This is a genomic window from Stenotrophomonas maltophilia (assembly GCF_006970445.1).
Taxonomy (GTDB): domain Bacteria; phylum Pseudomonadota; class Gammaproteobacteria; order Xanthomonadales; family Xanthomonadaceae; genus Stenotrophomonas; species Stenotrophomonas maltophilia_AU.
The window spans coordinates 99,019-112,552 of the sequence record NZ_CP033877.1 but is presented as its reverse complement, the minus strand read 5'-3'; the positions used below and the strand labels follow the sequence as shown (position 1 = coordinate 112,552).

At 67.9% G+C, this 13,534-nt stretch carries 9 protein-coding genes; 3 read left to right on the top strand and 6 right to left on the bottom strand.

The window, feature by feature from the left end:
* Positions 1-5 precede the first annotated feature (5 nt).
* From EGM71_RS00460 to EGM71_RS00445, 4 genes are read right to left on the bottom strand one after another with little or no spacing between them, the layout of a single operon-like run.
* The gene (locus tag EGM71_RS00460; RefSeq protein WP_188487008.1) at positions 6-2,063 is read right to left on the bottom strand and encodes a phospholipase D family protein; all 2,058 of its coding nucleotides are present in this window, start codon (positions 2,061-2,063) and stop codon (positions 6-8) included.
* Positions 2,060-2,677 (bottom strand): YceI family protein, encoded by a 618-nt coding sequence (locus EGM71_RS00455; RefSeq protein WP_188487006.1) that lies wholly within the window; start codon positions 2,675-2,677, stop codon positions 2,060-2,062. The genes EGM71_RS00460 and EGM71_RS00455 overlap by 4 nt, the downstream gene beginning before the upstream one ends.
* Positions 2,678-2,681: 4 nt before the next feature.
* The gene (locus EGM71_RS00450) at positions 2,682-3,158 is read right to left on the bottom strand and encodes a SixA phosphatase family protein (RefSeq protein ID WP_014035499.1); all 477 of its coding nucleotides are present in this window, start codon (positions 3,156-3,158) and stop codon (positions 2,682-2,684) included.
* A 38-nt stretch (positions 3,159-3,196) separates the two neighbouring features.
* Positions 3,197-3,826, bottom strand: a complete 630-nt coding sequence (locus EGM71_RS00445; protein WP_005420986.1) for a ParA family protein — start codon at positions 3,824-3,826, stop codon at positions 3,197-3,199.
* Between the two features lie 123 nt (positions 3,827-3,949).
* Between EGM71_RS00445 and EGM71_RS00440 the strand changes: the two genes are divergently transcribed.
* The gene (locus EGM71_RS00440; protein WP_005420987.1) at positions 3,950-5,434 is read left to right on the top strand and encodes an AAA family ATPase; all 1,485 of its coding nucleotides are present in this window, start codon (positions 3,950-3,952) and stop codon (positions 5,432-5,434) included.
* Positions 5,435-6,014: 580 nt separating this feature from the next.
* Here the strand turns inward: EGM71_RS00440 and EGM71_RS00435 are convergent.
* Complete coding sequence (locus tag EGM71_RS00435; RefSeq protein ID WP_049444419.1) at positions 6,015-6,650, bottom strand: tetratricopeptide repeat protein; 636 nt, start codon at positions 6,648-6,650, stop codon at positions 6,015-6,017.
* A 169-nt stretch (positions 6,651-6,819) separates the two neighbouring features.
* Here EGM71_RS00435 and EGM71_RS00430 point away from each other — a divergent pair, with 169 nt between their 5' ends.
* A complete protein-coding gene (locus tag EGM71_RS00430; protein WP_188487004.1) occupies positions 6,820-10,506 on the top strand; it encodes an indolepyruvate ferredoxin oxidoreductase family protein in 3,687 nt (1,228 codons plus the stop codon).
* A gap of 72 nt (positions 10,507-10,578) precedes the next feature.
* Here EGM71_RS00430 and EGM71_RS00425 read toward each other — a convergent pair whose 3' ends face one another.
* A complete protein-coding gene (locus EGM71_RS00425) occupies positions 10,579-11,193 on the bottom strand; it encodes a DUF938 domain-containing protein (protein ID WP_188487002.1) in 615 nt (204 codons plus the stop codon).
* A 701-nt stretch (positions 11,194-11,894) separates the two neighbouring features.
* Here EGM71_RS00425 and EGM71_RS00420 point away from each other — a divergent pair.
* Positions 11,895-13,526, top strand: coding sequence for a TldD/PmbA family protein (locus tag EGM71_RS00420; protein ID WP_188487001.1), 1,632 nt, complete (start codon positions 11,895-11,897; stop codon positions 13,524-13,526).
* Positions 13,527-13,534 lie beyond the last annotated feature (8 nt).

Sequence of the window (13,534 nt, the reverse complement as noted above, 5' to 3'; positions counted from 1 at the left end):
CACCTTCAGAGGATGGGAACGAGGCCAGCGCCGAATGCGGTCAGCATGCGTACCAGCAGCCACTTCGGGCCGACATTGACCTCGGGGAAATCGCCCACGGCGACATAGCAGCGGTGGAAGTCCGGGTCCTGCCGTGGCAGCGGCTGCGGGCAGTCCGGGCCGGGCTTGAACTCGTAGTCGGTGGCATAGCGCCACGGCCAGAAGTCGAGGATCGGCAGTGCTTCGGAGGCCTTGCCGACGCTGTAGTTGAGCCCGGACAGCACCGGCGGCTTGGCCCGCGGCGCCACCGTCCACGAGTTCTGCGGGTGGGTGTCGCGCAGGATGCTCTCGGCCAGCTGCTCGGCGAAGGCCGGGTCATCGATGATCACCGCACCTTCGGTGTTGTAGTTCTCGCTGCGCGGATCGAAGTTGTGGGTGCCGACCACACCGATGCGGCGATCGACCACCAGCGACTTGGCATGCAGGCCCATGCGCGCGCCCTTGCGGGTGACCGGCAACGGCTTGTTGACCGCCTTGCTGCCCAGGAACGAGGGACGGGTCTCGGTGCGCAGCAGGCGGGTCTCAACCTCGCTGCCGGCCGCGCGGCGGCGCTCGCGCGCGTTCTGGTAAGCACTGCCGGTGCGCGGATGGTTCACCGGCCCCTGCTTGCCGGTGGCTGCCGGGGGCTCATCGCGATCGCGGCTGTCGCCGGCATTGCTGCCAGCGGCGCTGCCGCCGATCAGCGGATTGCGCTCATGGTCCCCGTCGCCCGCGGCCGCCGCGATCGGGTCGGGCAGCAGGTTGCGGTAGTCGACCGGCGCATCCAGCGGGAACGGCTTGTATTCGAAGATGTTGAAGCCCAGTTCGCGCATGTTGCGCCGCTTGTACTTGTACGACAGCGCATACACGATCGGGTTGTCGGTGGCTGCCAGGCTGTTGCTGGACACCACCACGCGCGGCGGCTGCGGGCGCTTGCGCAGCTCGCGGAACAGCTTCTGCGCCGGCTTGGACAGCACCAGGTACGGCGTCTGCAGGATCACTTCCTTCTGCGCGCCAGCGATCAGCGCATCCAGCTGCGGCTCGGTCACGTGCTGGCCGGCCAGCGGCGCATCGGCCTTCTCGCGCCGGTGCTTGCGCGGCAGGTCGGCAACATAGCGCACCGAGGCCACCGGCAATGCGGTATCGACGAAGGAGCGGGTGACGAAGTCCGTGTCGCTGGCTTCGGCACTGACCCGCTGTACCCGCTCGGGGCGGCGGAAGCTGGCCGGCGGCAGGGTCGGCACGCCCTCGCGCAGCAGGGTTCGGCCGACATCGTTCAGGCGCTCGGCCGGCACGCTGCGCTTGGCGCGCCAGAAGGCATCGAAGTTGGCGGCCATCGCCCGCGCCTCCGGGCCGGCGATCAGCACGTCGCGGTCGCGGAAGTTGTACTCGCGGTCCCAGTCGTAATAGTCGTCCTGGTAGTTGCGGCCGCCGACCACGCCGATCGCATCGTCGATCACCAGCAGCTTGTTGTGCATGCGCTGGTTGAAGCGGCGGAAGCAGCACAGCACGCTGCCGGCATAGTCGAAGTAGTTCAGCCGGGCCTTGCCGAAGGTCGGGTTGTAGACCCGCAGCTGGAAGTTCTGGTGCGCGCCGGACAGCGCGCCAAGGATCTGCAGGTCGGAGATCGCCGAGAGCTGGTCGATCAGCACCCGCACCTTCACCCCGCGCCGCGACGCGGCCAGCAGCTCGTCGATGACCAGCCGGGCGCTGTCGTCCTTGTCGAAGATGTAGGTCTGCAGATCGATGCTGCGGGTGGCGCTGCGCAGCAGGTTCAGGCGCGCCACCAGGGCGCCCTCGCCCTCGTCGAGCAGGGTGGCGTAGTGGCGCGGCTGTTCCGGGGTGGATTCGGTGAACGCCCGGCCGGCCAGCGCACGCAGCGGCGAGTCCTGCGCGCAGCGATCGGCGCGCTGGCAGTCGACGTCGGTCGAGCGCGCCTGCACGGCGATCGCTTCGGCACGGTCGCGCTCGGCATGCGAGAGCGATGCGCAACCACTGCCCAGCAACACGGTTGCCAGCGCCAGGACACGCAGCAGGAGGTTCACGGTTTCGGCGCCTCGCTCAGGCGCGCACGCAATACGAAGGTCACTCGGTCACTCAAGGCTAGCTGCCAGCTGTCCATTCCATACCGGCCTCGCTGCACGGTACCGCGGCTGACGACATCGCAATCATAGCCCGGTCGGGCGCACTCCGCCTTCTCGACCTGCAACGACTCGGGGTGGCTGATGCCGCGCAGGGTCAGCCGGCCATTGATGTCGCCGCCCTGTTCCACCGTCTCTGGCCAATACGGCAGCGAGTCGAACTCGACCACCGGATGGCGCCCGGCATCGAAGAACTCTTCGCCGCGCATCCAGCCGGTGTAGCGCGCCTTGCCGGGGATCTCCACCGAACGGGTGAACATCTTCAGGTGCACCTGGTGGCGGCCGTCGGACAGGATCTCGATGCGCCCCTCGAAGTGCGGGAATACGCCTTCGATGCGCTGGCCGAAGCGGGTACGCACCTCGAAGCCGATCCGCGAGCGCTCGGTATCCAGGCGCAATACCCGTGGCGCTTCGGCGGACACGGGCGGCAACGGGGTCGGTGGGGGCGCCGCGGCCCAGGCCGGGCCGAGCGCCAGCAACGCGGGCAGCAGGAAGCGGCTGCGCCGCGCCAGGCTCATCGGATCACGGCCACCAGAACGCGTTCAGGCTGGCCACGCCCGGTTCGATCGAGGCCTCGCGCGGGAAGCCGAGGACCGCCACGCCGCCCGGCGGCATGCCGCGATAGTCGCTGCTGGTGCCGTCGGTCATCAGCGCCACCAGCTGCTCCAGGCCCGGGTTGTGGCCGACGATCAACACCCGGTCCAGGTCACGACGCTCGTCCACCAGCGCCGCCAGGGTGCCCGGGGTGGCTTCGTAGATCCGGTCTTCCAGGCGCTTTTCGACATAGCCGATGGCCGTCATCACCGCTTCCAGGGTCTCGCGGGTACGTCGCGACGGCGAGCACAGCACGCAGTCGGGCAACAGGTTGTTTTCCTTCAACCACTTGCCGGCGGCTTCGGCTTCGGCGAGCCCTACCGGCGACAGCGGCCGGTCGAGGTCGGCCTGGCCGGAAACGGCGGGTTCGGCATGGGCATGGCGCAGCAGGATCAATTCACGCATCGCGGGTTTCCATGAAAAGAGGGTGGAGACGTGCAGCGTTACAGCTTCAACCAGGACAGCAGCGGCTCCCAGTCGGCCTGGTGCTCGCGCACCTGGGCCGAGCGGTAGTCGAACAGGCTGCGGCCCAGGCCGGTCATGACCACGTAGCTCTGGCTGTCACGCAGCTGCGCGACCACCGGGTACGGCCATTCGGCCAGCATCTGCAGCGCCTGCTGCGAAGTCTGGGTCCAGGGTTTGGTGCGGTTGAGGACCAGCCCCACCGGCAGCTTGCGGCTGTGCACGCGCGGGTTCTGGGCCAGGCTGTTGAGGAAACCGACGATGGCTTCGATATCCAGCGCAGAGGGCAGCACCGGCACCACCACGGCGTCGGCCGCATCCAGGAAATGGGGGATATCGTCGGCCAGCGCACCGGCTGGTGCGTCGATGATGACGGTATCGGTACCGTCCGGCAGCTTCTGCGCCCACTGCTTCTTGCGATACACGTCGATGGGGAGCACCGCGCTTTCCAGCCCGGCACGCCGTTGTGCCCAGCGGGTGCTGGAGCCCTGCGGGTCGGCATCGGCGATCACCGTGGCCTTGCCCTGCAATGCCGCGTACGCGGCCAGGTGGGTGGCGACGGTGGTCTTGCCCACCCCGCCCTTGGAACCGGCCACCAGGATCGTCTTCATGCCAGCCTCGCTTCCGGGTACGTGCCCCGAGCGTACACCGGCGGTGGTGACGGGAGGTAGCGCCGTGCTGAACCTGTGGCCATCGCCTTTGCTATCGTGGCGCCCCCGAAGGATCGAACCGGCATGAGCGAACTGCAGGACCTGAGCGCACTGATCCGCGCCAACACCCCCCTGATCGTGATCGAGACCCAGGATGAGGGTCGCATCGTCGAGCTGTTCCGGCAGACGCTGATGCACGTGTGGCGGGCCCTGCACCGCTGGTCCATCACCGAGGGCCTGCGTCGCATCGACCTGGACCGCGAGGATCCGCCGGTCGGCCCGCCCGATGCCAGCGCCGCGCTGCAGATGATCCGCCAGGCCGACCAGCGTGGCGTCTACCTGCTGCTCGATTTCCACCCCTACCTGGGCTACGCCAGCCACCAGCGCGCGCTGCGCGACCTGATCCAGCGCCGCCACAGCGAACCGCACGTGCTCGTGCTGATCGGCGCCAAGGTCGAGCTGCCGGCCGAGCTGGAAGCACTGGCGGTGCGCTTCAACCCGCGCCTGCCCGATGCCAACGCCCTGCTGAAGATGCTGCGCGAGGAGGCCGACGCCTATGCGCGCGAGCACGGCGGCCGCCGCGTCGAGGTCGACAGCGAGGCGGTGAAGAAGATCCTGAAGAACCTGCAGGGCCTGAGCCTGGTCGATGCCCGCCGCATCGCCCGCCAGCTGATCTACGCCGATGGCGCGCTGCGCGACGACGACCTGCCGCAGCTGGCACGGCTGAAGTTCGAGCTGCTCAACCGTAGCGGCCACCTGTTCTTCGAGCATGACAGCGCGCGCTTCGGCGACGTGGCCGGCGCCAACCGGCTCAAGCGCTGGATCAGCCAGCGCCGGGTGGCCTTCATCGCCGGCTCGGCACCGGCCGGCCTGGACCCGCCGCGCGGCATGTTGCTGCTGGGCGTGCAGGGCTGCGGCAAATCGATGCTGGCCAAGGCCACCGCCGCCGGCTTCGGCGTGCCGCTGCTGCGTCTGGACGTGGGCGCGCTGTACAACAAGTACCACGGCGAGACCGAGGCCAACCTGCGCCAGGCACTGGCCTCGGCCGAGCAGTTGGCGCCCTGCGTGTTGTGGATGGACGAAATCGAGAAGGGCCTGGCCAGTGGTGGCGAGGACGGTGGCGTATCGCGCCGCGTGCTCGGCTACCTGCTGACCTGGATGGCCGAACGCAAGGCGCCGGTCTTCATCGTCGCCACGGCCAACCAGGTGCACGAGCTGCCGGCCGAACTGCTGCGCAAGGGCCGCTTCGACGAGATCTTCTTCGTCGACCTGCCCACCCCCGAAGTGCGCGTGGAACTGCTGCGGCTGCACCTGGGGCGACGCCAGCTCAATGGCGACGACTTCGCGCTGCCGGCGCTGGCGGCCGCGGCGAATGGTTTCTCCGGCGCCGAGATCGAGCAGGCGATCGTGGCCGGGCTGTACGCGGCGCACGCCGAAGGCCGGCCGCTGGATACCGAGCTGCTGATGAACGAGATCCGTGCGACGCGGCCGCTGTCGGTGCTGATGGCCGAGCAGGTCGAGGCATTGCGGGCGTGGGCGTCGGGGCGGACGGTTTCCGCGGACGATTGAGGGGCTTCCAGCGAACGGCGCAGCCCCTCGTGGCTGGTCGCTCAACGCAGATGCCGGGTAGGGCCGGGCGGGTAGGCTGCGCAGGGGGCGCTGCAAGTACGTCCCTGTAAGCTCGATCGCCGCATCCATGCGGCTCACACCCCTGCGCAGCCTACCCGCCCGGCCTCTGACAGTTCCCGGGGCGTCCATCCACGTAGAAGAAAGTAGAAGAGCAGAAGCAAAAGCGCTTGGCTGGCCGCTCTTTGTAGAGCCGAGCCCACGCTCGGCTGCCTTTCGATCAGATATCGAATACTCGATTCCGATGCGGATGCATCCACGCATGGCGTGGATCTACCGTGTCGACCAAGGTCGACACCTACCAACAGCAGCGTCGAACCGTCAGAGGTGGGGCGGTGTGGGTTGGCAGGACCGTTGGCGCCATGGATGGCGCCATCGAGCCCCCAGGGATGGGTTCACGGCGTGTCCTGCCTGTCCATACCGCCCCGCCTTCCTCGGGAAGTCTGCCGTTGCTTTGGCTTTGGCTTCGGCTCCAGCCGTTGCCTCTGCGGGTGCCGGGTGCAACCCGGCCAACCCCCTTCCCTCAGGGCCAGGCCGGCGGGGCGGCCGCCCAGGCCTGCTGCACTTCCGCCAGCGAGGCGCGCTCGTCGTCACGCCACAACGGCAACAACTGCGCATAGCGGCTGCTGTCGCTCCATTGCGTCGGCTCGGTACGCACCGCTGCGGCATACCACTGCACCGCCTCCTGCTTCTGCCCGGCCCGCCACAGCGCCAGCGCATAGGTGGGCGGCAACCAGCCCGGCTTGCTCAGCGAACCACCTGCGGCGGCCTGCCATTGCTCCAGGGCGGCCTCGGCCTGGCCCTGCCGCAGCAGGTCCCAGCCGTAATTCCAGCGCACGCCACGGCCCAGGCTGCCCTGCACCGGCGCATCCTTCAGCGCTTCGCGATACAGCTGTTCACCCAGTTCGGTACGGCCCTGCGCAATGGCCACCGACGCCAGCTGCACGGTGGCCTCCACGGTACGCCGGCCGCGCTCGCGCTGCTTGAGCAGCTGCGCCACCAGTTCATCCCCGTCGGACTGGACCACGACCATCGGCACGGCGGCCGCATCGCTGTCGAAGTAGAACTCCTGTGGTGCCGGCACCGCCGGCGCGGCCCACACCGGGGCCGTTCCCGAGACCAGCAACATGCTGCCCAGGATCTTTCCTGCAACTGACATCCCTTCTCCCCAGGCCGCAACCGCAGCCTCCCTCTCTCTCCCCGATCCTAACCCCAGCATGGCCGCCGGCGCGAGTGCCGGGCCGGTCGGGCCTCGCTGCTACAATTCGCGCCTTTCCCGCCGCGTGCCTGCATGCGGCCGGTGCCAGCCGATCCTGACCGGGCCAGCCATGACCAGTACCGCGCAACTCACTTCGCCCTCTTCCGCCGACCTGATCGACCGTGACTACACGCTCGACCACAAGTACACCCGCAACGAGGGGCGGATCTACCTGAGTGGCGTGCAGGCGCTGGTGAAACTGCCGCTGATGCAGCGGCTGCGCGACGCGCACGAAGGCATCGACAGCGCCGGGTTTGTCAGCGGCTACCGTGGCAGCCCGCTGGGCGGTTTCGACCTGGAGCTGTGGCGGGCGCGCAAGCACCTGGACGCGGCCAAGGTGAAGTTCACCCCCGGCCTGAACGAGGACCTGGGCGCCACCATGGTATGGGGCACCCAGCAGACCAACCTGTTCCCCGGCGCCAACGTGCAGGGCGTGTTCGGCATGTGGTACGGCAAGGGCCCGGGCGTGGACCGCTGCGGCGACGTGTTCAAGCACGCCAATGCCGCCGGCACCTCGCGCCATGGCGGCGTGCTGGCGCTGGCCGCCGACGACCATGCCTGCCGCAGTTCAACCCTGCCACATGGCAGCGAGGATGAGTTCGTCAGCGCGATGATGCCGGTACTGAATCCGGCCGGCGTGCAGGACATCCTCGACATGGGCCTGCTGGGCTGGGCGATGAGCCGCTATACCGGACGCTGGGTCGGCTTCAAGACGATCGCGGAGACGGTCGAATCGTCGGCCTCGGTCGAGGTCGACCCGATGGCGCGCCGTATCGTGCTGCCGGAAGACTTCGAGATGCCGACGGGTGGCCTCAACATCCGCTGGCCGGACCCGCCGCTGGACCAGGAAATGCGCCTGCACCGCTATGCGGTGAAGGCCGCACAGGCCTTCGCCCGCGCCAACGGCATCGACAAGGTGGTGATGGACGCGCCGCGCGCGCGGCTGGGCATCGTCACCACCGGCAAGAGCTACCTGGACGTGCTGCAGGCGCTGGAATACCTGGGCCTGGACGAAGCCGCGTGCGCCGACATCGGCATCCGCGTATACAAGGTCGGCATGACCTGGCCGCTGGAGCCGCAGGGCATCGCGCGTTTCGCGCAGGGCCTGGAAGACATCATCGTGGTGGAGGAGAAGCGTGCCTTCATCGAGCGCCAGATGAAGGAGCAGTTCTTCAACTGGCCGGCCAGCTGGGGCCAGCGCCCGTCGATCGTCGGCAAGTACGACGAGAGCGGTGAGTGGATCCTGCCGTCCACCGGTGAACTGACCCCGGCCACCATTGCCGGCGTGATCGGCCGCCGCATCCAGAAGTTCTTCAACAACGAATCGATCGAGCAGCGCCTGCAGTGGATGCAGGAGAAGGAAGCCGAGCTTGCGCTGCCGCGCGCCAGCTTCCCGCGCGTGCCGCACTACTGCTCCGGTTGCCCGCACAACACCTCCACCCAGGTGCCGGAAGGTTCGCGTGCGCTGGCCGGCATCGGTTGCCACTACATGGTGACCTGGATGGACCGCAGCACCGACACCTTCACCCACATGGGCGGCGAAGGCGTGACCTGGGCCGGGCAGGCGCCGTTCACCGATACCCCGCACGTGTTCCAGAACCTCGGCGACGGGACCTACTTCCACAGCGGTTCGCTGGCGATCCGCCAGGCGGTCGCCGCCGGCGTCAACATCACCTACAAGATCCTCTACAACGATGCGGTAGCGATGACCGGCGGCCAGCCGGTGGACGGCCCGCTGAGCGTGCCGGACATTGCAAAGCAGATGCGCGCCGAAGGCATCCACACCATCGTGGTGCTGTCGGACAACATCGGCAAGTGGACCGGCCAGCGCGAGCACTTCCCCAGCGACGTCGAGTTCCATGACCGCAGCGAGCTGGACGAAGTGCAGAAGCGCCTGCGCGAAGTGAAGGGTGTTTCGATCCTGATCTACGAACAGACCTGCGCCACCGAGAAGCGCCGCCGCCGCAAGCGCGGCAAGCTGGAAGATCCGCAGAAGCGGGTGCTGATCAATTCGCTGGTCTGCGAAGGCTGCGGCGACTGCGGCAAGAAGAGCTTCTGCGTGTCGGTGCTGCCGAAGGAAACCGAGTTCGGGCGCAAGCGCGAGATCGACCAGTCCAACTGCAACAAGGACTATTCCTGCGTGAACGGCTTCTGCCCGAGCTTCGTCACCGTGCACGGTGGCCAGCCGCGCAAGGGCAGCAAGCGCGATGCGTCTACGCTGCTGGACAACCTGCCCGCACCGACCCTCCGCGGCAGCCTGGAACAGCCATGGAACATCCTGATCACCGGCGTCGGCGGTACTGGCGTGGTGACCATCGGTGCGCTGCTGGGCATGGCCGGCCACCTGGAAGGCAAGGGCGCGACCGTGCTCGACCAGACCGGCCTGGCGCAGAAGGGCGGCGCGGTGACCACGCACATCCGCATTGCCCGTCGCCCTGAAGACATCCACGCCGTGCGTATCGCCGCCGGTGAGGCCGACCTGGTGCTGGGCTGCGACATGGTGGTGGTGAACGATTACTGGGCGCTGTCGAAGGTGCGCGCCGGCCGTTCGCAGGTGGTGCTGAACACCTATGAAGCGATGCCGGGCACTTTCACCACCCGCCCGGACATGCAGTTCCCCGCCGCCGATATCGTTGCCGGTGTGCGCGTGGCGCTGGGCGGCCAGGAGCCGCTGCTGCTCGATGCCACCCAATTGGCCACCGCACTGCTGGGCGATGCCATCGCCGCCAACCTGTTCATCCTGGGCTATGCGTGGCAGCAGGGCCTGGTGCCGCTGTCGTTCGACTCGCTGATGCGCGCCATCGAACTCAATGGCGCAGCCGTGGCGATGAACCAGCAGGCCTTCGCCTGGGGCCGCCTGGCCGTGGTCGATCCGCAGGCCGTGCAGCAGGCGGCCGGCCTGGTGCGCAACCGCCACACCGATACCGAATCCACCCCGGGCCCGCTGCATCCGCTGCCGCCGGGCGAGTGGGAGGGCAACGAATGGGGCGCCACCGCGGCACCGCGCAACACCGGCGACGAACGCGAACTGCGTGGCCTGCCCTCGCACGGTGGCGACGTGGCGTTCCTGCCGCTGGACGACGCGCGCCTGTCGCGCTCGCTGGATGAAATGATCGAGCGCCGTGCCGCGTTCCTGGTCGAGTACCAGGACGCTGCCTACGCCAATCGCTATCGCAGCCTGGTCGAGCGCGTACGCGCTGCCGAAGCCGACCGCATCGGCGGCTCCACTGCGCTGACCGAGACCGTGGCCCGCTACCTGTTCAAGCTGATGGCCTACAAGGACGAGTACGAAGTGGCCCGCCTGTATACCAGCGGCGACTTCCAGCGCCGCCTGCAGCAGCAGTTCGAGGGCGACTACCAGCTGCGCTTCCACCTGGCGCCGCCGCTGTTCGCCAAGAAGGATGAGCAGGGCCGGTTGCTGAAGAAGGAATACGGCCCGTGGATGTTCAAGGCGTTTGGCCTGCTGGCCAAGCTGAAGTTCCTGCGTGGCGGCCGACTCGATGTGTTCGGCCGCACCGGGGAACGCCGCATGGAGCGCAAGCTGATCGGTGACTACGAGGCGACCGTGCAGGTGCTGCTGGACGGCCTGGATGACGACCGCCTGGCGCTGGCGGTGGAGATCGCCAGCGTGCCCGAGCACATCCGCGGCTTCGGCCACGTCAAGGAAGCGCATTTCGAGCAGGCCAAGGCGCGCGAGGCCACGCTGCTGGCACAGTGGCGCAACCCGAAGGCGCTGCACATCGTGCAGGTGGCTTGAACGTAGTGCCGGCCGCTGGCCGGCACCATCCTGGCAATCGGTTGCCGGCCAGCGGCCGGCACTACCGGCGGCTCAGCCCAGCCGCCACAGCAGCAGGCGATTGTTGGCCGGCATCGCCACATCCCCCAGGCGGGTGAATCCGTTGTCGGCGGCCAGCGCCTGCACTGCCTCGCTATCGCGGATACCGCTGCGCGGATCGCGCGCCTTCAGCCAGGCATCGAACTGCGCGTTGCTGTCGCTGGTGTAGCGACCGCCGTAGTTGAACGGGCCGTACACCGCCAACAACGCACCATGGCGCAGCACCGGTGGCAGCGCGGCGAACAGCGCCTGCACGTACTCCCAGCCCATGATGTGCAGCGTGTTGGCACTGAATGCGGCGTCGAACATGCTGCCTTCCGGCAGGCTCAGGCCGGGCGCCGGCGGCAGTTCCACCTGCAGTGCCACCGGCGGCAGCAGGTTCAGCAGCGCCGCCTCCGCGCGCCAGGCCTCGATGCCCGGCAGATGGTCCGGATGGTCGCTGGGCTGCCAGCGCAGCCATGGCCAGCGCTCGGCGAAGAAGGCCGCATGCTGGCCGGTGCCGCTGCCGATTTCCAGCACCCGATGGCGGTCGCCCATCCACGGGTCGAGCGCGGTGGCGATGGGATCGCGGTTGCGCTCGCAGGCTTCTGAATACGGCTTGCTCGACATCAGGACGGTGTCCAGGCGGGGTCGGCCCCATTGTGCACGAGGGGGGATTACTGAGCAGGGCTGCGCCCTGCACCCGCCGAAGCCGGAGCCAGAGCCAGAGCAACGTCAAAAGCTGGCATTCCGTGGGGTGGCGGGGTGGGTCCGGTTGCGGGGGACGCCGTAAACCCGTCCTTGGGGGCTTGGCCGCGGCATCCATGCCGCGGACACCCCCGCAACCGGACCCACCCCGCCTTCGACAGTTTCCAGCGGTCTGTTGGAATGGCATTGGGGTCAGATCCGTTTTCCTACGGAAAACGGATCTGACCCCGGATTCATTTCGATATCTGACAGATGTGTCGACCAAGGTCGACACCTACCAACAGCCGAGTGAACCTGTCGAAGGTGGGGCGGTGTCGGATTGCGGGGTGTCAGCCGCATGGATGCGGCTGCCAAGCCTACATGGACGTACTTGCGGCGTCCCCGCAATCCGACACCGCCCCGCCAACCCACGGAATGCCGCTCTGGCTCTCGCTCTGGCTTTGGCCGTTGCCGTTGCCGTTGCCGTTGCATTGAGCAGGTGCAGGGCTGCAAGCCCTGCCGAAACCCTCCCCAACCATGACTGCAGTCACTTGTCCGGACGCGCCGCGCTGGCGAAAGTCAGGCAGTTGACGTGATCGGCTCGGCCTGTTGCCAGCCGCACGCAAGCGAGAGAGAGAAACGCTGTGCAACGACGTGAGTTCCTGGCTTTTTCCGGTCTGGGCCTGGCGGGCCTGCTGCTGCCGCATTCCCGTGCCATCGCCGCCGAGCAACTGCTCGCCCCGGTCGACACCCTCCAGCGCAGGCGACTGGCGGACGTGGCGCTGGCCACCGCACGCACGGCCAAGGCCAGCTACTGCGATGTGCGCATTGGCCGCTACCTCAACCAGTCGGTCATCACCCGCGAGCATCAGGTCGGCAATGTGACCAACCGCGAATCGTCCGGCGTGGGCGTGCGGGTGATCGTCAACGGTGCCTGGGGCTTCGCTGCAACCCATCAGCAGACCGAGGCCGCCGTGCGCGCTGCGGTCGAGCAGGCGGCGGCCATCGCCCGCGCCAACGCCGGCATCCAGACCCGGCCGGTGCAGCTGGCGCCGACGCCCTCGGTCGGTGAGGTGCGCTGGCAGACGCCCGTCCGCAGGAACGCGATGGCGGTGCCGATCCAGGACAAGGTCGAGCTGCTGCTGGCACTCAATGCCGCCGCGCTGAATGCGGGCGCCGACTACATCAATTCCACCCTGTTCCTGGTCAACGAACAGAAGTACTTCGCGTCCAGCGACGGCTCGTTCATCGACCAGGACATCCATCGTATCTGGCTGCCGTTCACTGCCACCGCCATCGACAAGGCCAGCGGCAAGTTCCGCACCCGCGCCGGCCTGTCGTCGCCGATGGGCATGGGCTACGAGTTCCTTGATGGCGATGCGCGCGGCAAGGTGCAGCTGCCCGGTGGCATCACCGCCTACCGCGATTCCTACGACCCGGTCGAGGATGCCATCGCCGCCGCCCGCCACGCGCGCGAGAAACTGAAGGCGCCGTCGGTGAAGCCCGGCAAGTACGACCTGGTGCTGGACCCGTCCAACCTGTTCCTGACCATTCACGAGAACGTCGGCCACCCGCTGGAGCTGGACCGCGTGCTCGGCTACGAAGCCAACTACGCCGGCACCAGCTTCGCCACGCTGGACAAGCGCGATGCCGGTTTCCGCTGGGGCAGCGACATCGTCACCTTCTTCGCCGACAAGACCCAGCCGGGCAGCCTCGGTGCGGTCGGCTACGACGACGAAGGCGTCAAGACCCAGCGCTGGGACCTGGTGCGCGACGGCATCCTGATCGACTACCAGGCCACCCGCGATGAAGCCCATATCCTCGGCCGCGATGCATCGCATGGCTGCAGTTACGCCGATTCCTGGTCCAGCGTGCAGTTCCAGCGCATGGCCAATGTCTCGCTGGCGCCGGGCAAGCAGCCGCTCAGCGTCGAGGACATGGTCAAGGACGTGGAGAACGGCATCTACATCCACGGCCGCGGTTCGTACTCGATCGACCAGCAGCGCTACAACGCGCAGTTCGGTGGCCAGCTGTACTACCAGATCAAGGACGGAAAGATCGCCGGCATGGTCGAGGATGCGGCCTACCAGATCCGCACGCCGGAATTCTGGAATGCCTGCACCGCCATCTGCGATGAGCGTGACTTCCGCCTGGGCGGTTCGTTCTTCGACGGAAAGGGCCAGCCCGGCCAGGTCTCGGCGGTCTCGCACGGTTCGTCCACCACCCGCTTCAACGGCATCAACATCATCAACACCGCGCGCAGTCTCGGCGCTTGAGCCACCCA